The sequence below is a fragment of the Subtercola endophyticus genome (assembly GCF_021044565.1).
GTDB classification, from domain to species: domain Bacteria; phylum Actinomycetota; class Actinomycetes; order Actinomycetales; family Microbacteriaceae; genus Subtercola; species Subtercola endophyticus.
The window spans coordinates 1603855-1626279 of sequence record NZ_CP087997.1 but is presented as its reverse complement, the minus strand read 5'-3'; the positions used below and the strand labels follow the sequence as shown (position 1 = coordinate 1626279).

Annotated in this window: 24 protein-coding genes; 17 read left to right on the top strand and 7 right to left on the bottom strand. The window is 62.8% G+C overall.

What is annotated here, in order from left to right:
* Positions 1–143: 143 nt before the first annotated feature.
* A complete protein-coding gene (locus LQ955_RS07700; RefSeq protein ID WP_313788392.1) occupies positions 144–761 on the top strand; it encodes a histidine phosphatase family protein in 618 nt (205 codons plus the stop codon).
* A gap of 21 nt (positions 762–782) precedes the next feature.
* On the opposite strand, the gene LQ955_RS07695 is transcribed toward LQ955_RS07700, so the two are convergent.
* Positions 783–1739, bottom strand: coding sequence for an aldehyde dehydrogenase family protein (locus LQ955_RS07695; RefSeq protein ID WP_231028085.1), 957 nt, complete (start codon positions 1737–1739; stop codon positions 783–785).
* Between the two features lie 14 nt (positions 1740–1753).
* Between LQ955_RS07695 and LQ955_RS07690 the strand changes: the two genes are divergently transcribed.
* A complete protein-coding gene (locus LQ955_RS07690; protein ID WP_231027583.1) occupies positions 1754–2695 on the top strand; it encodes an AMP-binding protein in 942 nt (313 codons plus the stop codon).
* A gap of 66 nt (positions 2696–2761) precedes the next feature.
* On the opposite strand, the gene LQ955_RS07685 is transcribed toward LQ955_RS07690, so the two are convergent.
* Positions 2762–3412 carry a helix-turn-helix domain-containing protein gene (locus LQ955_RS07685; RefSeq protein WP_231027582.1) on the bottom strand — a complete coding sequence of 217 codons (651 nt, stop codon included), beginning with the start codon at positions 3410–3412 and terminating at the stop codon, positions 2762–2764.
* Between the two features lie 155 nt (positions 3413–3567).
* Here LQ955_RS07685 and LQ955_RS07680 point away from each other — a divergent pair, with 155 nt between their 5' ends.
* From LQ955_RS07680 to LQ955_RS07655, 6 genes are all read left to right on the top strand, one after another.
* Positions 3568–4734, top strand: coding sequence for an ABC transporter substrate-binding protein (locus LQ955_RS07680; protein WP_231027581.1), 1167 nt, complete (start codon positions 3568–3570; stop codon positions 4732–4734).
* Entirely contained in the window at positions 4731–5726 is a 996-nt protein-coding gene (locus LQ955_RS07675) for an isopenicillin N synthase family dioxygenase (protein WP_231027580.1), read from the top strand. The genes LQ955_RS07680 and LQ955_RS07675 overlap by 4 nt, the downstream gene beginning before the upstream one ends.
* A gap of 106 nt (positions 5727–5832) precedes the next feature.
* Entirely contained in the window at positions 5833–6612 is a 780-nt protein-coding gene (locus tag LQ955_RS07670) for an alpha/beta fold hydrolase (protein WP_231027579.1), read from the top strand.
* 174 nt (positions 6613–6786) lie between these two features.
* Entirely contained in the window at positions 6787–7629 is an 843-nt protein-coding gene (locus tag LQ955_RS07665) for an isocitrate lyase/PEP mutase family protein (RefSeq protein WP_231027578.1), read from the top strand.
* A gap of 32 nt (positions 7630–7661) precedes the next feature.
* Entirely contained in the window at positions 7662–8411 is a 750-nt protein-coding gene (locus LQ955_RS07660; protein ID WP_231027577.1) for an alpha/beta fold hydrolase, read from the top strand.
* A 598-nt stretch (positions 8412–9009) separates the two neighbouring features.
* Positions 9010–9315: a hypothetical protein gene (locus tag LQ955_RS07655; protein WP_231027576.1), complete on the top strand. Its 306-nt coding sequence runs from the start codon at positions 9010–9012 to the stop codon at positions 9313–9315.
* A gap of 38 nt (positions 9316–9353) precedes the next feature.
* Here the strand turns inward: LQ955_RS07655 and LQ955_RS07650 are convergent, their stop codons facing one another.
* The 3 genes from LQ955_RS07650 to LQ955_RS07640 all read right to left on the bottom strand — a co-directional run bounded on the left by LQ955_RS07650 (position 9354) and on the right by LQ955_RS07640 (position 11121).
* Positions 9354–9554: a hypothetical protein gene (locus tag LQ955_RS07650; protein WP_231027575.1), complete on the bottom strand. Its 201-nt coding sequence runs from the start codon at positions 9552–9554 to the stop codon at positions 9354–9356.
* A gap of 25 nt (positions 9555–9579) precedes the next feature.
* On the bottom strand, positions 9580–9846 hold the full coding sequence (locus tag LQ955_RS07645) for a hypothetical protein (protein WP_231027574.1): 267 nt from the start codon (positions 9844–9846) through the stop codon (positions 9580–9582).
* Positions 9847–9943: 97 nt separating this feature from the next.
* A protein-coding gene (locus LQ955_RS07640) for an IS3 family transposase (RefSeq protein ID WP_390623452.1) occupies positions 9944–11121 on the bottom strand; the annotation gives its coding sequence in 2 pieces (ribosomal slippage) (positions 9944–10887 and positions 10887–11121; 1179 coding nt in all).
* Positions 11122–11283: 162 nt separating this feature from the next.
* Here LQ955_RS07640 and LQ955_RS07635 point away from each other — a divergent pair.
* Together LQ955_RS07635 and LQ955_RS07630 are read left to right on the top strand one after the other, a co-directional pair.
* Entirely contained in the window at positions 11284–12519 is a 1236-nt protein-coding gene (locus LQ955_RS07635) for an IS256 family transposase (RefSeq protein WP_231028084.1), read from the top strand.
* Between the two features lie 224 nt (positions 12520–12743).
* A complete protein-coding gene (locus LQ955_RS07630; RefSeq protein ID WP_231027572.1) occupies positions 12744–13340 on the top strand; it encodes a TetR family transcriptional regulator in 597 nt (198 codons plus the stop codon).
* A gap of 37 nt (positions 13341–13377) precedes the next feature.
* Here the strand turns inward: LQ955_RS07630 and LQ955_RS07625 are convergent, their stop codons facing one another.
* Both LQ955_RS07625 and LQ955_RS07620 read right to left on the bottom strand, forming a co-directional pair.
* Entirely contained in the window at positions 13378–14025 is a 648-nt protein-coding gene (locus LQ955_RS07625; protein ID WP_231027571.1) for an alpha/beta fold hydrolase, read from the bottom strand.
* 59 nt (positions 14026–14084) lie between these two features.
* On the bottom strand, positions 14085–16934 hold the full coding sequence (locus LQ955_RS07620; protein ID WP_231027570.1) for an ATP-binding protein: 2850 nt from the start codon (positions 16932–16934) through the stop codon (positions 14085–14087).
* Positions 16935–17211: 277 nt separating this feature from the next.
* Here LQ955_RS07620 and LQ955_RS07615 point away from each other — a divergent pair, with 277 nt between their 5' ends.
* From LQ955_RS07615 to LQ955_RS07585, 7 genes are all read left to right on the top strand, one after another.
* Positions 17212–18201, top strand: a complete 990-nt coding sequence (locus tag LQ955_RS07615; RefSeq protein WP_231027569.1) for a LysR family transcriptional regulator — start codon at positions 17212–17214, stop codon at positions 18199–18201.
* Positions 18198–18365: an NmrA family NAD(P)-binding protein gene (locus tag LQ955_RS07610; RefSeq protein ID WP_231027568.1), complete on the top strand. Its 168-nt coding sequence runs from the start codon at positions 18198–18200 to the stop codon at positions 18363–18365. Before LQ955_RS07615 ends, LQ955_RS07610 begins: the two co-directional genes overlap by 4 nt.
* Before the next feature lie 27 nt (positions 18366–18392).
* On the top strand, positions 18393–18992 hold the full coding sequence (locus LQ955_RS07605) for a TetR/AcrR family transcriptional regulator (RefSeq protein ID WP_231027567.1): 600 nt from the start codon (positions 18393–18395) through the stop codon (positions 18990–18992).
* A gap of 126 nt (positions 18993–19118) precedes the next feature.
* Entirely contained in the window at positions 19119–19490 is a 372-nt protein-coding gene (locus LQ955_RS07600; RefSeq protein WP_231027566.1) for a cupin domain-containing protein, read from the top strand.
* 154 nt (positions 19491–19644) lie between these two features.
* Positions 19645–20376, top strand: a complete 732-nt coding sequence (locus LQ955_RS07595) for an alpha/beta fold hydrolase (RefSeq protein WP_231027565.1) — start codon at positions 19645–19647, stop codon at positions 20374–20376.
* A 27-nt stretch (positions 20377–20403) separates the two neighbouring features.
* The gene (locus LQ955_RS07590; protein WP_231027564.1) at positions 20404–21408 is read left to right on the top strand and encodes an SLAC1 family transporter; all 1005 of its coding nucleotides are present in this window, start codon (positions 20404–20406) and stop codon (positions 21406–21408) included.
* A 195-nt stretch (positions 21409–21603) separates the two neighbouring features.
* A complete protein-coding gene (locus LQ955_RS07585) occupies positions 21604–22425 on the top strand; it encodes an alpha/beta fold hydrolase (RefSeq protein WP_231027563.1) in 822 nt (273 codons plus the stop codon).

Sequence of the window (22425 nt, the reverse complement as noted above, 5' to 3'; positions counted from 1 at the left end):
CGCGGCGCACGCTCTCGTCCGGAAGCCTCGCGTTCGTGATGACGCCGGGCCGGCGTCGCGCGTCGCGCACGTTTGTGCAGGGGAGGAGCGTGCGTCCGGGGAGTCGGTAGTCTCGTAACCGAGCCCGACGAATGGATGTACACGTGGTCACCGACCCCCAGCCGAATACCCCCGGCCAGATCATCTTGGTGCGGCACGGCGAAACCGCGTGGAGCCTCACGGGCCAGCACACCGGCGTCACCGACCTGCCCCTCACCGAGCACGGCGAAGAACAGGCTCGGGTGGCGGGGGAGTCGTTGCGCGGCCGCGTTTTCAGCCAGGTGCTGAGCAGCCCCCGTACTCGGGCGCTCACCACAGCGCGGCTGGCCGGCTTCGGCGACCAGGTCGAGGTCGAGCCGAACCTCGCCGAATGGGATTACGGCGCCTACGAGGGTCGCACAACCCACGACATCGTGGCCGAGCGCGGTCCGTGGAACATCTGGGTCGACGGGGTTCCGGCCGGCGCCACACCCGGCGAGACGGCCGCCGACGTGCAGCGCCGAGCGCTGATGGTGATCTCGCGCGTGCGAGCCGACGTCGAGGCCGGGTCGGATGTTCTGCTCTTCGCCCACGCGCACATGCTGCGCGCCTTCGCCGCGGCCTGGGTGCTGTTGCCGCCCGAGGCCGGTCAGATCTTCACCCTCTCGACCTCCACACTGAGCGCCCTCGGCTACGAGCACGCCGAGCCCGTCATCGCGCTGTGGAACGCTTCGCGCCTCTGACCTGGCCGCTACCCCTGCGAGCTAACGCTTGAGGTAGCCCTTGAGAGCACCAGTCGAATCGATGATGACCTGGCTGATGTAGCCGAGGAACTGCTCGTCGAGCAGGGCGCGACCGATGAGGCCGTCGGAGACTCCTCGCTCGGCTGTGACGTTGCTGACGGTTCGCTGGTGAGTGAATGTGTCGAATCCGCTCTTACCGTGGTAAGAGCCCGAGCCGGAGTTGCCTGATCCACCGAACGGAGCACCGGGAAGCAACGAGTGCACTATGCCGTCGTTCAGAGTCACGCCACCGCTGTTGGTGCGGTCGAGGAAGGTGTGGAACTCGGCGTCGTCTTGCCCGTACCAGTAGGCGGCCAAGGGGGTTGGCCGCGCCTGGAGGTAGTCGATGACCTCGCTGATGTCGTCATAGACATAGATCGGCAGAACCGGCCCGAAGATCTCTTCGTGGGCGATGGTCGCCGACTCGGGCACATCGAGCAGCAGGGTGGGCGCGATGCGACGGGATGCCCGGTCGGGCAGCGAAGCGAGCTCGTTCTGCGGGGCGATGACGATCTTCGTTGCGCCCTTGGCCACGGCATCGTCGACGAGTCCGACCACGCGGTCGTAGTTGCGGTCATTGACGATGGCGACGACGCCGGGGTTGTCGAGGAAGTCAGGGAAGAGCGCCTCGAACTCCTTCTGCAGACCGGAGACAAGGGCATCCTTATGCTCGCTCGGCACGAAGACGAGGTCGGGGCAGAGGCAGATCTGCCCACTGTTGAGCGCTCGGGTTCCCGCGATGCGATGCGCGGCGAGCTCGATGTCGGCGTTGTGCGCGACGACGATGGGGTTCTTGCCGCCGAGTTCGAGGGTTACCGGTACGAGGTTCTTCGCCGCGGCCTGAGCGACCTGGCCGCCTACCGACGGGGATCCGGTGAAGAAGAGGTGATCGAGCTTGAGGCTTGCGAACTCTTTCGCGGTTGCGAGGTCACCGTTAATGAGCGCGAATTCCGGTGAACTATAACGCCGATGACGTGACGCTGACCTCTGCCCCGCTGTTCCACTCCGGCGGCCTGTGCGTCATCACCCTTCCCACCCTGATGGCAGGCGGCCACGTCGTCTTGCACGACCAGTTCCGACCCGATGATTTTCTGACCGCAATCGAAGAATACGAGATCACCTTCCTCTTCTGCGTGCCGGCGATGATGCTCTTCGCCAGCCATAACCCACGTTTTCTCCAGGCGAATCTCAGCACCGTGCGAATCATCGTCGCCGGTGGCGCCCCGGTGCCCGAGCCTTTGCTTCGACTCTATGGTGAGCGCGGAATTCCCGTCAGCCAGTGTTGGGGCCTCACCGAGGTCGCCACCGGCGCGACGTTCCTCAGCACCGAACTCGCCCTCACCAAACTGGGTTCCTGCGGCGTCGCGGGAATGCTCAACGAAGTCCGACTGATCGACTTCGACGGCAACGTGCTCGACGCCGTCGGCGTCCCCGGCGAACTGTGCGTTCGCGGCGACACCGTGAGCCCGGGCTACTGGAATCGACCGGATGCAACGGCAGAGGCGTTCGGAGCCGACGGCTGGTTCCGCACCGGCGACGTCGCGTACCAAGACGAAGACGGCTTCTATTACATCTGCGACCGCCTCAAAGACCTGATCATCAGCGGCGGCGAGAACATCTATCCGGCTGAGGTCGAAAGCGTGCTCTACGATCATGCCTCGATCGCCGAGGTCGCGGTGATCGGTGCACCAGACGAACGGTGGCACGAACGCGTGGTCGCCATTGTTGCGCTTGCGCCAGACACGAGCCTCACGCTCGAGGAGTTACGTGACTTCGGCGCCCAGCACCTCGCCCGCTACAAGCTCCCCCTCGAACTCCGGTTCGTCGACGGGCTCCCACGCAACACGACCGGCAAAGTGCTCAAAGAAGTTCTGCGGGCGAGCAACATTTCCTGAAGTGGTTCCTCGGGGAGATAGCGGGTCGAGCATCGTCGACGCGTGCATACCACCCGAAGCTCACGCTTATCTCTGGCGCGAAACGCTTGAGATGTTCGCGCTCGTGCCGGGGGCAACAATATGAAGCAGCCGTGTTCTTCCGTTCGCAGTCCATCGTGAGCGGATCTGTCGGGGGTAGAAGAGCGCGTCGCCACTGTGCAACACGTGCTCTTCGGTGTTCTCGAATTCGATCGTCAAGACTCCTTCGACTACGTACGTGGTAGCGGGGTAGGGATTCTCGAACCACTCGGTATTGTTCTCCCCTTCGTCGATGACGAATTCGGAGAGTTCGATTTCGCGGCCCGTCGCGGATCGCATGAGTCGCCCTGAGAACGATTCCGGAGCCTCAGTGCTTCTCACGCGTTGTCCCTCTCCGCGCCGGAACACAGTTGCTCCTTGTACCGGTTCATCACTCGGCAGGAGATCCCCGGGGGCGACCGACAATGCCGTCGCCAGCTTATAAAGACTGAGCATTGAGGGAGCTGCGTCACCACGCTCCAGCTGGCTGAGGAAGGGCTGCTTCAGCCCGGCTAACGGGGCCAGCTCGCGCATCGACATCCCGCGCTGAGTGCGAAGTTCACGAACTCGTGCGCCTACGCGCCGAGAAACTTCGGCGCTGTCGACGACGCGCTTTGCGGAGACCTCAATATTGTCATCAACGCGAAATCCAGACGACATGTGTTCGTAATCTCCGATCGGAAGTATGACTGGTGTGATCAATCAGTGATTGATAGCAGCCGTAACTCGACGAGCGGCTGACTGACTCAGTCAATCATAATCCGGCTTCCATGCCCCAATTTATTACTCTCACTACTATCTCTCCAGGAGTCTCAATGCGCGCTCACCCGATTCGCTACCTGTCGATAGCCGTCGTCAGCGCGGCCATGCTGTCAATGGCGGCCTGCAGTTCAGCCTCCGACGCCAAGCCGCAAGCCGCCGCCGGCGCAGTCGACCTCAGCGGCGCATGCCCGGCCGACATCGTGGTGCAGAGCGACTGGCTACCGGGTACTGAGCAGGGGTATCTCTTCGGGCTGCTCGGGCCCGATGTCACTATCGATGCGGCGTCCAAGATCGTCTCCGGATCTCTGTACGCGAAAGGCGAACCGACGGGCGTCAAGCTCGAAATCCGCTCGGGTGGGCCAGCCATCGGATTCACGCCGGTCGGAAGCCAGATGTACGCCGACCCCTCTATTACTCTCGGGTACGTCAGTACCGATGACGCGATTCGGAATTCCGCGAACATGCCCGTGACGGCCGTTTACGCCCCGCTCGAGAAGAGCCCGATGATGATCATGTGGGATCCGGCTACCTACCCGCAAGCGACCACGATCGCCGATATCGGCAAGACTGACGCCGTCGTCGGTTACACCTCGTCGTACACCTACATGTCATTCCTGACAGACACCGGGGTGCTGAACCCGGCCCAGGTCGACGGGTCATACGACGGGACGCCGGCCAACTTCATCGCCGCGAATGGCACGAGAGCCCAACAGGGATATTCGTCAAGCGAGCCGTACCAATACGAGAACGAGCTGCCTCAATGGGACGAGCCGGTCGCCTACCAGCTGGTTCATGACGCTGGATATCCGAATTACCAGAACCCGCTCACCGTTCGCTCCAGCGAACTCAATGGACTCAGTTCCTGCCTGGGCTTGTTGGTTCCGCTGCTTCAGCAATCGGAGATCGACTACTACGCCAACCCTGGCAAGGTCAACTCGTTGCTCGTCGAGGCCGTTGCCACGTTCAACGCCGGCATTCAACTGACGGCAGCTGAAGCGAAGTTCGGCGCGACGTCCGTGCTCCAGAACGGAGTCGTCTCGAACGGCGACAACGACACCATCGGCGATATGGACGAAGCCCGTGTGCAGAAGATGATCGACATCACTGTGCCGATCTTCCAGAAACTCGGAATCGAACCGGCCGCCGGACTCAAGCCAGCAGACGTCTACACCGACCAGTTCATCGATAAGAGTCTCGGCTTGAGCGACGGTGCGAATTGATCGGCCCGGTAATCGTGACGGCCGAGGATCTGCCCCATTCCGATCAGAAAGAACGTATCCCCATGAACAGCGCAGTACCCACCATCGATATCGGGCTCTTCATCGACGGCAGCCGGCGCGAGAAGATCGTCGCTGACGTTCGCGACGCGTGCCGCAATACGGGCTTTCTCGTCATCACCGGCCACGGCATAGACCCAGAAATCGTCTCTGGAGCCGTCGAAGCGTCGAAGACCTTCTTCGACAGACCGGTGCCTGAAAAGGAGCACTACCGTAACCCGGCCCGACGCACCGGATACGCGGAATTCGCGAACATGTCCCTCGGCCAATCCCAGGGAGACGATGTGCCGCCTGACCTGCGCGAGGGCTACACGATGCGCCGAGTAGACATCATCGACTGGCGTTCACCGGTGTGGGGCAACAGCGAGCCCGACATCGCGCTCCGAACCGCGATGAGTGCGTATTACACGGCGATGGACTCACTTGCAGACACGATCATGAGCGTATTCGCGCTCGCCCTGGAGCTCCCGGAAAACTGGTTCTCCTCCCGATTCGACCGGCACGACAGCCAGCTGGCCATCTATCACTACCCACCGATGGATCGCCCACCGCTGCCGGGGCAACTCCGAGGCGGCGCCCACACGGACTTCGGCAGTCTCACTCTGCTCAGCGGCTCTCCTTCGGTGCGCGGCCTGCAGATCTGGGACGGCGAAAAGTGGGAGGACGCGCCGCTCATTCCCGGATCCCTCGTCGTGAATATCGGCGATCTCATGCAGCGCTGGACGAATGACAGCTGGCACTCCACTCTGCATCGAGTAGTGAACCCGGTAGACGGCGAATGGGACAAGGCGCGATACACCATCGCGTTCTTTCACCAGCCCAACCATGACTCCGTCATCTCCAGCCTCGACGCTGCAGCACCAGCAAAATACGCGGAAATCACCTCAGGCGAGCACTTCACTTCGAAGCTCGAAGCGATGGCGCTCACAAAATGACCGAATCAACACAAGGAGCAACGATGCCTTCCTCCACGTTCCGCGTTCGCTCCTATACCTGTTACGAGGCCGGCCGCGTGCGTTCGGCATCTGGAGTGTCAGCCTGATGCCATCCATCGCGACGGTCGTCGGAATACACGGGGCGTGGGCGGGCAGCTGGGTCTGGGAGCCCATCCGCGAACCCCTCGCCCGGCACGGCCTCGACTTTGTTGCGGTCAGTCTCCCGGGCACCCCGGAGCAGCTCGACATCTCAATCCCGGCAGACCTGGCTGGCAACGTTCACGCGGTGCTCCACGCGATCGAAGGCCTGTCAGGGCCGGTGATCCTGGCGGGGCACTCGGGCGGCAGCCTGACCGCGACCGCAACTGCCGAGGCGATTCCGCACCGCGTCGCAGGGGTCGTACATGTCGCGGGAATGATGCTGCCGAGCGGCATGTCGTACCGCGAGCTCTGCTTGTCTTTCGGCGAGAGGTTCGCCGACGGTGTCGGGGTGCAGGAATACCTCGAGCGCCAATTTTCATCTGAGCAGACCGTGGTGCCACCGGAAGTGGCCGTGGCCTTCTACTTTCAACTGGCTGAGCCGAGAGCGGCGATCGCCACAGCACGACGACTCCTGCCCCAGGCGGAGTCCAACCGAACAATGCGCGCGACGTGGACGGCGGAGAGAGCAGGGCGCGTGCCTCGGCTCTACGTAGAGGCCCTCTACGATCGCAGCCTCCCGATCGACGTTCAGCGAAAGATGCAGCAGCTGTCCCCGGGAGCGCTCGTCGTCTCCCTCCCATCCGATCATGCGCCGCAGCTATCCCAAACGCTCGAGCTCGCCGACGCCATCGCCGGCTTTGCCGAGGAACTCGCCCTGACGCCGCGGGGCATGACACCGCGGTAGCCAACAGCGCGACACGATCGGCATCTTTCGGTGCGACCAGGTCGGTGCGCCTCGTGCCGTTCGTAACCAGTGTCTTTACGACCCAGAGCGCAATAGTAGATGCAGGAAATGGTCCTGGACTTCTAGAAACGTGACTCATAGTGTCTGAATGAGTACACAAGAAAGAAGGCTGCAATGGCGCGCTCGCTGCGATCCGTGATCGACGAACACTCACCCCTCATCGTTCCCTCCATCTATGACGGCATCTCCGCCCTCCTGGTGAAGGAGCTCGGCTTCGACGCCGCCTACGTCGGAAGTTATGCCACCGGCGCGACGAAGTACGGTGTTCCCGACATCGGATACATCGGTCTCGAAGACATGGCCGATCAGGCCCGTCGCCTGAGCGCCATCGTCGACGTCCCCCTCATCGTCGACGGGGAGGGCGGATGGGGCAACCCGCTTCATGTCGCGCGCGCGGTGCGCGTGCTCGAGCGCGCCGGTGCAGCGGCGACCCACATCGAAGACCACGAGTTCGGCAAGCACTTGGTGCGCAGCACGAAGATCGCTCCGGTGGGTGTCGCGGTAGACAAGATCAAGGCCGCGCTGGACGCGCGCGACTCCGAAGACTTCCTGATCATCGCACGCACCGACTCTCCCGGCAGCGAAGGGCCGGTTGCTGCTGTCGACCGCTTGCTCGCCTACCAGGAGGCGGGAGCCGACGGTCTCTTCATCGGCGGGTTCCTCGACGAGGCCGCTCACGCCCGCCTTCGGGCAGAGGCGCACGTACCGATCTTTCAGCCCGATTTCCCTCAGCACACCGCCGCAGATCATGCCCGGCAGAGCGCTGACGTCGTGATTTACTACGGCCTCACCCACATCGCCGCCAGCGAGGGCATGAGGAGCGCTCTCGGGGTGCTCAAGGCTCAAGAGTCGACCATCAGTCTCGAAGGGGAGCTGAGCACGCAGGGCTTCGACGAGTTCCTCGGAATCGAAGCCGCACGCACCACGGCGCGAAAGTTCGGATTGATCGAAGGCTGACGCGGCACGCACGAGACGGGATGATGATGGCCATGCCGACACAGACGGGCATCGTACTCATTCACGGTGCTGGACATGCCGCTGATTGCTGGGACTTCACGGTCGCCGAACTCGCGCGACAGGCACCGGGTGTGCCCGTGCTGGCCGTGGATCTCCCCGGGCGCGGCACCGAACCCGGCGACCTCGCCACGCTCACCATCGAGAAGTGCGTTCAGTCGGTGATTCGGCAGATCGACGACGCGGGAATGGATCGCGTCATGCTCGTGTCTCACTCCCAAGCCGGCATCACCATGCCCGTTGTGGCGGAGAGGCTGGGCGCTGCCAGGACGGCGCGATTGATCTTTCTGTCGTCCGTGATCCCGCCGAACGGTTCCGCTGCCGTCGACACGCTCAACCCGCCGCTCCGATTCATTACGCGCCGAGCGGCCGTTCGGCGTCCGGTGCGCAAGGCCGTCGGGCGCGGGGTGGCCTCGATGTTCTTCGGCAACGGCATGACGGCCGAGCAGCGTGAGTTCACGGTGGGGCATCAATACGCCGAGAGCGCCGGCCTGGTGCTCGAGCGTGTCGATCGCACGCTTCCGGCCGTGCCCACGACGTGGATCCTCCTCACCGCCGACCGTCTGCTGAAACCTCGTCAACAGCGTGAGTTCATCGCCAACCTCGGCGGCGTAGACGAGGTCGTGCCGTTGGACACCTGCCACGACGCGATGATCAGCGAACCCGCGGCCCTGGCCGAATTGCTCGCTGCCCGAGTAGGCGACGGTTCGCCCACGGCCCCATAGCGTGTCCGCTCCGCACCGCGTGCTCGTTCGCGGCGCATGTTCTGCGCTCGAGCTTCCGGTGTCACTCCGATAGCGGAGTTCGGTCATCCCTCGCTCCAGCGAGAATGAGGTCGATTCCGTCGAGGAATACATCCCGGTCGTTGTGGGTGCGCACTTGTTCGCTCACTGTTCGAGTGAACCGGTATTCCTCGGCATGCTGTCTCGCGACCGCCGGCTCCGATGATGTACGTCAGAACAGCAGAAGTTGCGGCGAATTGTCTGACACGGTTGGAGGAGATCTTCTGGATCTCGCGGCCGTCGGCGAATCGCCGCCTCGGGCGCCGCGGTCACATCGGGGCTCGCTACCGCACGAGAAACGGTGACGGAGGTGGCGGCCCGAAGGAGATCGGTCTTGTTAGCGATGTGCTCGAGTACGCCCCCATCTCCAATCGCCGCTTTCATGCTGCGAAGGATCTCACGGTGGCTGACCTCCTACCGGGCTCTTCGATCTCCGACTCGACCATCATGTAACAAACTGGTAACAGGATTGGCGGGTTGTGAGTAGGTGCTGTTCACTTCATGCTCATCTTGTGCGCGCATCGTTGCAATCATGATCGCGATGACAGCTACCGTCTGGCCCGTTGAGTCTCTGCGCGCGCTTCCGCTGCTCGCACAGAATCTTCGCCGTCACTATGAGCACATCCTGTTGTTCACCGATCAGATGCTGGTCGTCGTGCCGAAGGTCGGCCCGGTCTTGGTGAGCGACAAGTGCGGCCGGATGCGACTGGACATCGTGGGGGAGTCTCAGGCCGAGATTGTGAAGAAGATCGACGGTCTCGAAAAAGCACTGCGGTCGCGGCTACCGGGGGTGCGGCTTCGCATCGAGTGGGACAGATCCTCGACGATCCCCGTACCGTTCCGGTAACCCGCGGCGCACTGGCTGGCGGCGCAGTGGCTGGCCGATCAGACGGCGGCGTACAGTTCGCCGAGTGCGTGCTCGATGGTGTCGAAGCGCCCGACGATGTGGTCGTGCTCGTCGTAGAGAGCGAATCCAGTATCGCTTCGTGCGACCGCTCCGGCTGGTTCGTCGGTGATGCGGTGTTTGATCGTCCAGCGGCCTTGGCCGGCGTGCACGAGGTAGAAGAACTCTGAAAAGGCCAGCACTGCTCTCCTTTGAGGTCTGGGTGGGTCAGGTGACGACGCGGCGGAGGGCGTCGCGCCAGTCCGGCGCGTGCACGTTCCGGCCGGCGTCGACGGGGGCCGCAACCCACTCCGTGCCGCGCGCGTGCAGAAAGTGCGTCACTCTCGGGATGGATCGTTCGACTCGGAAGAGGTACCACGAGTCGTCGCGGTAGTTGCGGAGGGCGTATTCGCTGTGGCTGGTCCAGAATGCCACTTGCTCATCGACCGAGGCGGGCAGATCTACGTCTGACAGTGTGGGGTTCCCATTCAGCACGTCTCAGACGGTACCGAGCCCGCCCGAACGGGAGATGAAGAATGTACCTCGAATCGGTAATGATTCGGCCTGGGTTTAGTTCCGACCGGTTTGTCCGTTACTGGGTCAGTACCGGGGGTGCTTTCGTGTCAGCGTAGTACTCGTTCTCGACTTCGATGGGTGTGCGCATGTCGAGCTCGCCGTGGAGGCGCTGGTTGTTCCACCACCACACGTATTCGAGGGTCGCGAGCTCGACTTGCTCGACGGTGCGCCAGGGGCCTCGCTGCCTGATGAGCTCGGTCTTGTACAGCCCGTTCACCGCCTCGGCCAGTGCATTGTCGTATGAATCTCCGACGGTGCCTGTTGATGGTTTCGCGCCGAGCTCGACGATCCGGTCGGTGTAGACCATGGCCATGTAATTCGACCCGTGATCGGAATGATGCGTGAGCCCGTGAAGGGTACCGCCCGCCGCCCACGCCGCCATATCGAGTGCTTGCAGCGGCAGAATGTCCGCTCGTAGCGTGGAGGCGACGTTCCACCCGACGATGCGTCTGGAGTAAACATCAGTGACGAACGCGACATACGCGAACCCGGACCACGTCGCAACGTACGTCACGTCACAGACCCAGAGGCGGCGCGGACCGTCCGCGGTGAAGCGTCGCTGAACGAGATCAGTGGGCCGAGGCGCGGCGGGGTCGGACTTCGTCGTGAACACTCTCTTGGACCGTCTGACACCGCGAACCCCCGCGAGTCGCATCAGCCGTTCGGTCTGGTCCCGGCCGATATCCCAGCCCTGCCGGCGCAGCAGCGCATGCATCTTCCGTCGCCCGTATACGCCATAGTTCTCCGCGTGCAACCGTGTCACTTCGGGAATCAGCAGATCGTCTTTCAGCTGACGCGCTGATACCGGCCGGGTTTTTGCAGCACGGTAGCCGCGGGAAGTGACAAACCCACGAACTGCCGGGCGCAGCACCCGGCAGATGGCCTCGACCCCGAAGCGATGTCTCATCTGATCGATGAAACGGATCATCTCGTCGTGGGGCGGTCGAGCTCCTTGGCGAAAAACACCGACGCGGCCTTCAATATCTCATTCGCCCGCCGCAGCTCGGCGTTCTCACGCTTCAGCTTCCGGTTCTCTTCCGTCATATCCGTCGTGACACCGGGCCGTACCCCGGCATCGATCTCGTAGCGTCGGTGCCACACTCTCAGCGTGTCAGGCGACACCCCGAGCAGGCCGCCCACGTGCTGACAAGCCGCGTGCAAACTCGGATACTCAGCTCGCGCTTCAACGAGCATCCGCAACGCACGCTGCCGAAGCTCAGGATCATATTTACGGTTGCGTCCCCGTGAGTGGTGGAATTTCGGACCGCCTGAGCGTCGTGTTGTCGACGTGGTGAGCCATCGTGCGATGGTCAATGAGCACCGACTAAAGCTACTCATGGAATGGACTCACGCACGATGGCTCTGGATAATTCTGCCTTGCTCGAGCTGCTTGGCCAACTGAAACTCACCGATGTCAGCGACCGGGTCAGGGTCGCGACCGAAACGCTGTACCAAGAGCTGATCGACGCGGAAGCTGCCGCGTTCATCGGCGCCGGACCCTACGAACGCAGCACCGACCGGGTCACGCAACGAAACGGGGTCCGGCAACGCCTGCTGACCACGACGGCTGGGGATCTGCAGCTGAAGATCCCGAAACTGCGGGCGGGCACGTTCTTCCCGTCGCTGCTGGAACGCCGCCGACGGGTTGATCAGGCACTGTTCGCAGTCGTGATGGAGGCGTACCTGCACGGCGTCTCGACCCGAAAGGTCGACGATCTCGTCAAAGCGCTCGGCGCCGACACCGGGATATCGAAATCGGAGGTGTCACGCATCTGCGCTGACCTCGATGCCGAGGTCGCTGCGTTCCGGGACCGCGACCTTGCCGGGCAGGCGTACCCGTACGTGTTCCTCGACGCAACCTATTGCAAAGCACGCGTGAATCATCGGGTCGTGTCACAGGCGATCGTTGTCGCGGTCGGTGTCGCCGCTGACGGGCACCGTGAAGTCCTCGGTTTCGACGTCGGTGACAGCGAAAACGAGGCATTCTGGACCGAGTTCCTCCGCGGCCTGAAAGCCCGCGGCCTGAACGGCGTGAGGCTCGTGATCTCCGACGCGCACGCCGGCCTGATCAAGGCGATCACCGTGACGGTGCAGGGTGCGTCGTGGCAGCGGTGCCGGGTGCATTTCATGCGCAACGTGCTCGCGGTGATCCCGAAAGGATCGCAGGAGATGGTTGGCTCGATCATCAGAACGATCTTCGCCCAACCCGACAAAGAGCATGTGAATGGCCAGTTCGACGAGGTCACGAAAATGCTCGAACGCTCCCACCCGAAAGTCGCGACGATGCTGAACGACGCCCGCCCGGACCTGCTCGCGTTCGCGAGCTTCCCGCCGAAGCATTGGCGTCAGATCTGGTCCACGAACCCGCTGGAACGGGTGAACAAAGAGATCAAACGCCGCACCGACGTCGTCGGCGTGTTCCCGAACCCAGCCGCGATGCTCCGCCTCGCCGGATCTGTCCTCGTCGAGCAACACGACGAGTGGGAAGCCGGCGAACGACGCTACTTCTCTGAAGCCTCCATGAAGGAGCTCAACGCCGTCACGAACGACCTTGAGGAGGTGGTTGTCATCCCCGAACTCGCTGCCGCATAATCAATGAATTGATCCCCGCACGGTGTCAAGAAACTCCACCACTACGCGGGACGTGACCATATTTACTAGCCATGGTGTTCCCATCCTTATCTAAAGGTCGGAACTAAACCCAGGCCGAATCAGTAACGCCGTTATGTCCGAAACGCCAATAGCGGCACGAAACCGAGGAGCTCCCATGTCTGAGAGTTAAACTCGGGTTTCGTAGAGAGCAGGAGGCGTTTCTGATGGGACGAGCTTCGAAAGCGGAGCAAGAGCAGCATCGGCAAGAGATTTTGGATGCGGCGGCTCGCCAGGTGAAGGCACGCGGGATCGATGCAGTGACGATCCCGGAGGTGATGGCGGCGGTTGGCCTCACTCGGGGCGGGTTCTATGGTCATTTCTCGTCGAAGGCAGACCTGACTGCTCAGGCGATCACGAGGGCTTTCGAATTTCAAGCTCGTGGTTTTTCTGCGGTAGCCCGGCGTCACCCGGGAGACCATTCGTCGGCCGTTCGGGATGTTGTCGACTACTACTTCTCCGACGCCCAGCTCAGGCAGGCAGATCTCGATCAGAGCTGCCCGATTGCCGCGTTGAGCGCCGACGTTGCGCGGGAACCGGAGGGATCCGCTGCTCGAGACGCTTACGCGGAGGGGATCGCGGAGAACTTGGCGCTGCTCGCCAGCCTCGGTGATCGTGCCGATGAGGCTCCGTCGCCGGAGCAGCGAGCGGACGCTCTCGTCACGATGGCGATGGCCGTCGGGGCGGTAGTCATCGCTCGTGCGACGAGCGGGCATCCCATTTCTGCAGAGCTCGTCGCCGCCGTCAAGGCCGCGTTGGGCTAGACCCATCCGCGGCCCGGACAGCTTCGGGATTCGGACTTTACTCGTTGTAGTGGAGTGCTGCGTCGATGATGACGGAGGTGACCTGGAGGGGCTTTGCGATCATCGCGAGGTGAGGTGAGTCGGCTTCGACGACTTTTCCGTGAGCACGCGCAGCCATGATCCGCTGTTCTGCCGGGGGCAGGAGTTTGTCGGCGGTTCCGATGAAGAACCAGCTGGGAATGGTCTTCCATGCCGGTGTTCCGGAGAAAGGTGTGCCGAGGGCGCCGAGGGTGATGGGGCTTTGACCGGCTGCGAGAGTGTTCGTCACGACGGTGGGAACGCTGGCCGCGAAGATCGCTTTGAACTTGTCGGTCTTGATGTAGCTGTCGTATTGGGTCTGCGGAGCGTTCGGGTCGGGGAGCACGAAGTCGAACACGGTGCTGGCGTCAGCAACGTTCAGCAGGGAACCCGGTTGCGCGTTTGTCAGTTGTTGGGCTGATTCTCCGTTGTCGGGTGCGTAGCCGTCGATATAGACGAGTGCTTTGACGTCGGGGTCGTTCACTGCTGCACCGGTGATGACGACACCGCCGTACGAGTGCCCGACGAGGATGACCGGCCCGGATGTTCGCTGCTTGATGAAGTCGGAGACGGCTTTCGTGTCATCCACGACACCGCGCAGCGGGTTCGGTGCGACGAGAACGGGCATGGCTCGGCTGGAGCATTTGTGGCATCGAGCCGCGCGGATGCGTTGTGACGGTTCTGCGGTTACAGGTCTGGGTTGGCGCTTTGCAGTTGGTGGTACAGGCCGGCAAGTTCGACTCGGGAATGCACACCCAATTTTGTGAAAGCGAAGCGCAGATGCGCGTTGACCGTATGCGGGGAGAGGTTCAGCTTCTCGGCGACCTGGCGGTTTGTGAGGCCCTGCACAATGAGCGAGGCGACCGAGCGTTGCGCGGCAGACAAGGTCGACCACGCCCCGGTGCCGGCCGCCCCCGTGCCGGCCGCAGATTCGACTTCGGGTGGTGCGCCCAGATCGGCCAGCCTGCGGTTGATGCGGCGCTCTTCGTTGAATGCACCGGCGTCGGCGTAGAGCTTCGATGCGTTCTTGAAGTGCTCTATCGCTGAAGCGGGATCACTCTCGGCGGTGATCCGCCCGAGATCTTCGAGCGCGGAGCCGAGAACGACGGGCCGGTCGATCGATTCAAGCAGAACGACAGCTTTACTGAGCAGCGACCGGTCGTCTGTCAGGAGGGCCCGGGCGTGCATCGCGGTGGCGCGGAGGATCGGGAACGGCCGGTTCTCCGCAGCGCGTGCTTCGGCGAAAGCGACCATTGCTTCGGCACCCTGACGGTGGCCGGTTCTGAGAGCCAGTCGAACGAAGATCACATCGTCGGCTGCGTCGGTCGAGCCCGAGAAGTACGGGCCGGGCAGGCCGAGCCGTTCGAGCACGGGGAGTGCCAATTCGATGGCGGTGTTCCATTCGCCGTGCCAGTGGGCGATCAGCGACAACAGCCACGATCCGAGATTTCGAATTCGGGCGGCCTCGTCGCCGAACATTCGTTGGGAGTCGGCTCGGTATGACCGGATGGCGTCTTCGTCGCCTTCGTAGAGTGCGACTCTCACAAGTGTGTAGATCGCAGTGATATCGGCGAAGTTACCGGGGCCGAGTTCGTCGACCATCTCGAGCAGTGCGTGCGCCTCTACGGCCGCGTCAGCGAGTCTGCCGGCGTCGAGCAGAACGCGCGAGCGCGCCATGATCCACAGGCGAAGCCCGCCGCCTTGTCGAAGACGAGTTGTCTCCTGGATGCCTCGGTCTGCTTCTCGTAGCGCATTCGCGATGTCACCGGCGCTGACGTACATGAAGCTGAGAAAGATGGCTTCGTTGTGGAAGGTGCGATACCTGATTTGGGCATGGTCGGCGATGATGAGGGCCTCGTGTGCAGACGCAAACGCAGGCTCCCACTTGCCGCCGTAGAACTGCCGTGAGGCACGCGCGATGGTGAAGGTTGCGAGCACAGCCAGATTGTCGGGCGAGGCTGTTGTGATATCGACGGGACGCTGAACGTCGGCGGTCATCAACGTGTTCAGCGCGAGCTGCGCTTCGAGATTCTGCCGTGTCGAGTCGGAGATGTTTGGAAGCGCCAGCGCGATGGTCGCCTGTCTGACTGCTTCGGCGAACGAGAACTGGCTGGACATTCGCGTCACACCGAGTCGGAGCAGCGCCTCTTCTTCTCCCGAGGCGGCGCCAGAGAGTTCTTTGTCGATAAGCCGTCGCGCTTGAATGGCTTGGCCGGCCTGCCAGAGGTAGGTGGCCGCCTCTGACACGATTTCAGCTCGTTCTGGATCGTGGCCGGGCGAGAGTTCAAGCGCGCGAACGGCAAGATCTGCCGCCGTAGAGGGGGTCAAGGAGCTGAGCTGGCGTGCGGCGCTTCGGAGCACCATCACCGCATCCACATCTCCGGGCTGGGCGCTGTCGGCGAGCATGGTGGCAACTTCGACGACATTGCCGCCACGGGCGAGCTGAACGTCGATGACCTTGCGCCGAAGGATGCGATGCGCTGTGGAGGGAACGCTCTCTTCGATGATTTCTCTGAACAGGTCGTGTGAGAACCGGAGGTCGCCGACCTCCAAGAGGAGGCCCGCGTCGACGGCCTCACGCACCGGGTCGATCAGGTCTCCGACGCTCACGTCGAGCATGTCAGCCAATACTTCCAGCTGGAAGGTGCGACCGATGACGGAGGCGACCTCCAGGATCTGGCGACACTGGGGCGAAAGCGCACTGACGCGACTCTTCACCGATTCGCGAAAGCGCTGGGGAACGGCGGATCCGATGAGGTGGGCGACCCCGTTCTCAGACGAGATCAAACCTTCGTCGACCAGCCCGCCGAGCAGTTCGAGCACATACAGAGGCAGCCCTTCGGACTGCAACACCGATCGGAGCATCCGCGCATCCGGCGTCGCCCCGACGACGTCTTCGACCATGCTCGCCACGGCCGCGTCAGATAGCGACCCGAGGATCAGCTGGCTTTCGCCGATGTCACCGTAACGCTCGAACACACTGGTGATTCGGCTGGCTTTCATGGCGCTCTGGCGAACCGCGACGATCCAGAGGATCGGTGATGCAGACAGCCGAAGCGGCAGTGTCTTCAGTGCCAGCAGCGTCGCGTCGTCGCACCATTGGAGGTCGTCGATTGCAATGACCATCGGCCCGGCCAGCGAGACGCGATCGAGCCCGTCTTGCAACTCCTGCAAGACCCAGAACCGGTTCTCGGGATTGGATTCAAGGCCCGCCAACTCGTCTTCGGCCAGCAACTCGACCCCCGCCGCCTCCATGCCAGACAGCAACGGTGCGAACGGAGTCAGGTGGCCCTCGGAGTCGCCGCTTCCGTAAAAGAATCGCGCTCCTGCGGCCTGTGCGCGTTCTTTGGCATCCTCCAGCAGGCGCGTCTTTCCGGCGCCGGGCTGGCCGGAGACGACCAACCATCCGCCCTGGCCATGGATGACCGTGTCGATCGCTCGGGTGAGAATTGCGAGCTCTGGATCGCGACCGCGCGTCGGCAGACTGGGGCCACCGCGGCCTCGCGCGGCCCGGGCTGCGGATGCTGACTCGCTCACGTTGATCTGACCCTCGCACGAATGGAGCTAATAGATGTTGCCTAACATGTTTATTTCCGACTGTACTCCTTGAAAAGCGCGTCGATGACACCATTTCTGGTCATTGACACAGACGTGCTATGTCGGATCGCGGAAACGCGCTGTGCCCACGACGAGGGTCGCCCGACGCGGCGAAAGAGAGGGTCGATTTAGCGCATTCGTGTCATGTGACAAGAGCGTCTTTTTCTCTAGCTTGGGAGCGTGAACAGATTTCAGCACTCGCCCAGAGGCCTCTGAGATGGATCTCCGCGGGCTCGAAGCCGTTGTCGCCGTCAACGAGTGCGGATCATTTTCTGCTGCCGCACTCGCGCTGTACATCTCGCAGCCGGCCCTGACCAGACGGGTCGCCCTTCTCGAGCGTGAACTTCACTCGAAGCTCTTCACCCGAACCGCTCGCGGCGTCTTTCTCACCGAAGCGGGCAAGGCGATCATCGAACCCGCCGAACGAGCACTGCGCGATGCGCAAGATGTTCTTCTCGCTCTCAATCCGGCACGCGACCGGCCCCCGGCGTTGCTCCGGCTGAACGCAGCGACCAACTCAGGAATGGAACGGATCGGCAGACTCATCGCGCGATTCCACGACGGCCGGCCCCTCGTCGACGTGGAATTCGCCGCTTCCGAGTCCACTGCCGCCGCAGTCACGGCGCTCGAAGATGGCAGATGCGACCTCGCCGTGGTCGACCAACCCATCCGTTCTCAGTCATTGACGGTCACGAATCTGTTTCAAGACGACTATTTGGCTGTCTTCGCCCCGGCCGCGGGTGTCGACGTTGCGGCAGGGCGGATGCATCGGCTCACCACGTCTGCGCTTCAGGGCCGATCGCTGGTTCACCTGCCGGAATCGCTGCATCCTCAACAGCCCGGCAAGCAACTGTTCGAGATGCTGGGCACCCAACCGGCATCGACCATCCAGACACACCATCCAGAGTTGATGGTGTCGATAGCGTTGGCCGGGCGGGCGGTAGCGGTGGTTCCGCGAAACGTTGCGATGGCAGCCCTGGCCGCCGGCGCGTGCGTGGCCGAGCCGCCGCGCCCCATCACCAGAGTGATCGGGCTCGCCAGCAATCGCAGCGAGCAATCGATCGCCGCCTCTCTGTTTCTCCGGCTGGCCGTCTCTGAATTTCCGGGCGTCAACCAGCTCGAGATGCCCGGCCATGCTCGCCAGCCGCAAACCGACGGACCTGCCCGGACGACCGGTACACGACAGCACAGTGGGAACAACATATGAGCAGGTCAACGCTGCTCGTCAGCGACGCAAACGGGTCGACCGGATTCGCCACCGTAGCGGCTCTCGCCGATCGAGGGTTCGATGTGCGTGCGCTTGTGCATCACGACGACGAGCGGGCCGACCGGCTTCGGGCGCTCGGCGCCGGCGTCGTCGAAGGCGACTGAACTGCGACACCGAAACAGGAGACCGCGATGGGGCGTTCATCACGAGCTGACGCTGACCGGCACAAGACCGAAGTGCTGAAAGCCGCCGTTCGATTCATTGCCGAACACGACCCAGGCGCGCTGACCATCCCGAAGGCCATGTCGGCGGCAGGCATGACGCCCGGAGGCTTCTACAACTACTTCACCTCGAAAGACGACTTTCTGAGCCAGGTCGTCGATCTTGCATTCGCGATGCAGCAAGAGGCCGTCGGAGTGCTTGGCGCGGCTCACTCGAACCAGCTGCGCCCCACCCTCTCGGCAATGGCTGCGGTCTACCTGACGTCACCCGACCGCCGTGACATGAAGCTCGGCATCTCGGTGCTCGTGCTCAGCAGTGAGATATCCGAGAGCGCTCCAGAGACTGCGACAAGGCAGGCCTTCGCCCGAGGCATCGACGGCCTGGTTGCGCTGCTCGCCGGGCTCGAGGCGCCGGGGGAGACGCCCGGTCAGAAAACAAAGCTCGTGCTGGCGACGCTCTCGGCGCTTGCCGGCGCGTCGGCTATCTCGCGTGCGCTGCCAGACCGCGCATTGGCCTCAGATCTGCTCGATGCGACCCGCCTCTTCATGCAGGCGCGCCCCTCTGAATGACCCGGCCGACCCGAGCTATGCGAATCGCGCATGCGCTTATTCGTCTCACGGATGGGCGTGCCGGGCTCGATGTTGCAGTCTTGAAGCAACGACCCGCGCACTAACGAACCTCGAAGGCGAACCGTCATGCCACTAGCCACGTTGAATGATGCTCCCGAATTCCACCTGGGAAACCTTCGGATCAGATCTCTCGCGGTTCCCTCTCGAGGCTCCGTTGAACTCTCCACCTGGTTCGTCGACCTGCCACCGAACAGTTCCAGTGGAGCGCACTCGCTCAGCCACGAACAAATCGTCGTCGTCGGTTCAGGCCAAGTGTGGGGCACAGTGGGCGACAAAACGGTTGTCGCCGCCGCGGGAGACGCGATCATCCTCACTCCCGGCGTGCTGATCGAGTTGGGCAACGACTCAGACGCTCCCGCGCAGGCGATCGTGATCAGCCCGGTCGGTTTCACCGCCACCGCAGGAGGACACACATTCTCTCCACCGTGGTCGCTCTGAGCCTTCCCGAGCAAGGCTCGCGAGGGCTTATGCAAAAAGGGATGCCGAGACCGCGAGGTATGCACATTCGGCATGAGACGCCGGCGCCAGGCGACCACATACTTGTGGTCACAGGGGGCAGCCAGCACGCCCTGAACTCGAAAAAGGACACCTCATGAAGCCAACAATCGTTTTAGTCCACGGCGCCTGGGCCGACGGCTCTTCGTTCGACCTGGTCACGGCAGCCCTGCAGCTCGAGGGATACACGGTGCTCGTCGCACCCAACCCGCTTCGCGGATTGGCCAACGACACGAAGGCTGTCGCGGACTTCCTCGCTCAAAAGACCAGCGGCCCTGTCGTGCTGGCCGCACACTCCTACGGCGGAATGCTGATCACCGGGGCAGCGCTCACACACAGTGATGTCAAAGCGCTCGTCTACATCGACGCGTACGCACCCGATGACGGCGACAGCACGCAGTCGCTGTCGAACGCCTTGCCCGGCTCCTTGCTCAACGTTCCCGACCCGACGACCGTCTTCGACTTCGTTCTGCCGGCGCCGGATGCTTCGCAGGGCGACTACGACAGCTACATCAAGATCGACAAGTTCCATGAGATCTTCGCCGCTAGCCTGCCGAAAGCCGAAGCGGCGGTTCTCGCCGTCGGGCAAAGCCCGGTAACTCTCGCGGCCATCGGCACCCCGTTCTCGGGCGAGCCGGCCTGGAAGACGATTCCGAGCTGGTTCTTCATCGGAACAGCCGACAACGTGCTTCCCCCGGCACAGCAGCACGCCATGGCCGAACGCGCCAAAGGCACCGTCGTCGAGGGCCACGCCCCGCACCTCTCGATGGTTGCGGAACCCCTGCACGTCACCCGAGTCATCGTCTCCGCGGCCAAGTCACTCGAATAGGCAAGCCGTCTCGAGGTAAGGCGCCACATGAAGCACACGCTGCCACGTATCGGTCTGCCCCATCTGGGCATTCCCTTGGGAACATGCGGGCTGGCCGGTGCGTGGACGGCAGCCGAAGTGGCGCTGCAGGCCCCGGGCTGGGTGGCCGGCCTGCTCTGGAGCGTCGGTGGGGTGCTGTGGATCCTGATCGGTGGCCTCTACCTTTGGCAGAGGAGTACCACGGCTGGCGGTCTTAGAGCCGACCTCGATCACCCTGTCATCGGGCCGCTTACGTCATTCCTCCCGGTGATCGGGCTGCTTCTGCTGACCCACTTCGGAACGTACTTGGGTGGGGCTGCCGTTTGGTGCGACTGGATCCTGGTGCTCGCGCTGCTGATCGTGGCAGCACAGCTCCTTCGACGGTGGCTGACCGGCACCGTGAACATCGACCAACTGCATCCCGGCTACTTTCTCCCCGTCGTCGCAGGCGCCTTCATTGCGAGCATCAGCTTGAGCAGTGTGCACGCTTCCCCCGGGGCGGCCGCAGCGTTCGGAGCGGGACTCTTCTTCTGGCTGGTAATCGGCACGGTAGTGACCGGCAGACTCATCACGCGAGGGCCGTTGCCCGAAGGGGTCAGGCCAGGACTTGCCATCTTGCTCGCACCGCCGGCTGTCGGAGGCACGGCCTGGTTGTTGCTGAACGGACAAGTCGCCGACCAAGTCGGTTTTGGCTTCGTCGGAATCGTGGTGATACTGGCCGCACTCCAGCTTCTGCTCATTCCGGAATACCGCAAGATCCCGTTCTCGATGTCTTTCTGGACCTTCACCTTCCCTCTCGGCGCGGCCACCAACTTCAGCATCAGGTGGCTGGGCCTCAGCCCGTTTCCCGGTTCTGTGTTCGTGGGCTGGGCCCTGCTGGCGATCGTGACCTCCTTCGTTCTTTTCGTAGCAGCGGGGTCGATAGTGATGACGATCCGAAGCAGACGCGGCCGCGAGCTCGGGCGTCGTCTCGGGGCTACTGATCACGCAGAACCCATCGAAAGTGGCACATAAATGACGCAGTCCACCGTTCACCCCCTGGGGGAGTCCTTCACTGCGACGCGACTATCCATCCCCTCAAAACTCCCCACCCCGTTTTTTCATGAGGTCGTGACCGAAACGGCGCAGACAGCTGCAATCAGCCAGAGATCCGTAATCAGCTAGAGATCCGCAATCAGCCAGACAGCCGCAATCAGAAGGAGACAGACCATGAGCTACATCACTACGTCCGACGGCACAGACCTCTATTACAAGGACTGGGGAGAAGGCCCTGTTGTGACCTTCTCGCACGGCTGGCCTCTCAGCGCCGACGCGTGGGATGGGCAGATGCAGTTTCTCGTCGGTGAAGGGTTCCGAGTGATCGCGCATGACCGACGAGGTCATGGCCGCTCGAGCCAGCCCTCTGGCGGCAACGACATGAACGGGTACGCAGACGATCTCGGCGCTGTACTCGACGCCCTCGACATCACCGGCGCGGCGCTCGTCGGCCACTCCACAGGTGGAGGCGAGGTGGCACGCTATATTGGCCGTCACGGCACGAAACGAGTTGCCAAAGCGGTACTGATCGCTGCGGTCCCACCGATCATGCTCGTCAGCGATACCAATCCTGAAGGCCTCCCCATCAGCGTCTTCGACGGACTTCGCGCGGGCGTCGCCGGCGACCGATCACAGTTCTACAAGGAGCTCGCTCTTCCGTTCTACGGCGCGAACCGTGAAGGCTCGAACGTCTCTGAGGGGCTCCTGTCGCAGTTCTGGCTCTGGGGCATGCAGGCAGGCTCAAAGAATGCATACGAGAGCATCAAAGCCTTCTCCGAAACGGACTTCACCGACGACCTGAAAGCGTTCGATGTGCCTGCCCTGGTGATGCACGGAGAAGACGACCAAATCGTTCCCATCAAAGATGCGGGCTACAAGTCCGCCCAACTCATTCCCGGTGCCGAAGAAATCTACTACCCGGGCGCACCGCACGGCCTGACAGCGACTCACCAAGATCAGATCAACAACGACCTCCTCACCTTCTTGCGGAAATAG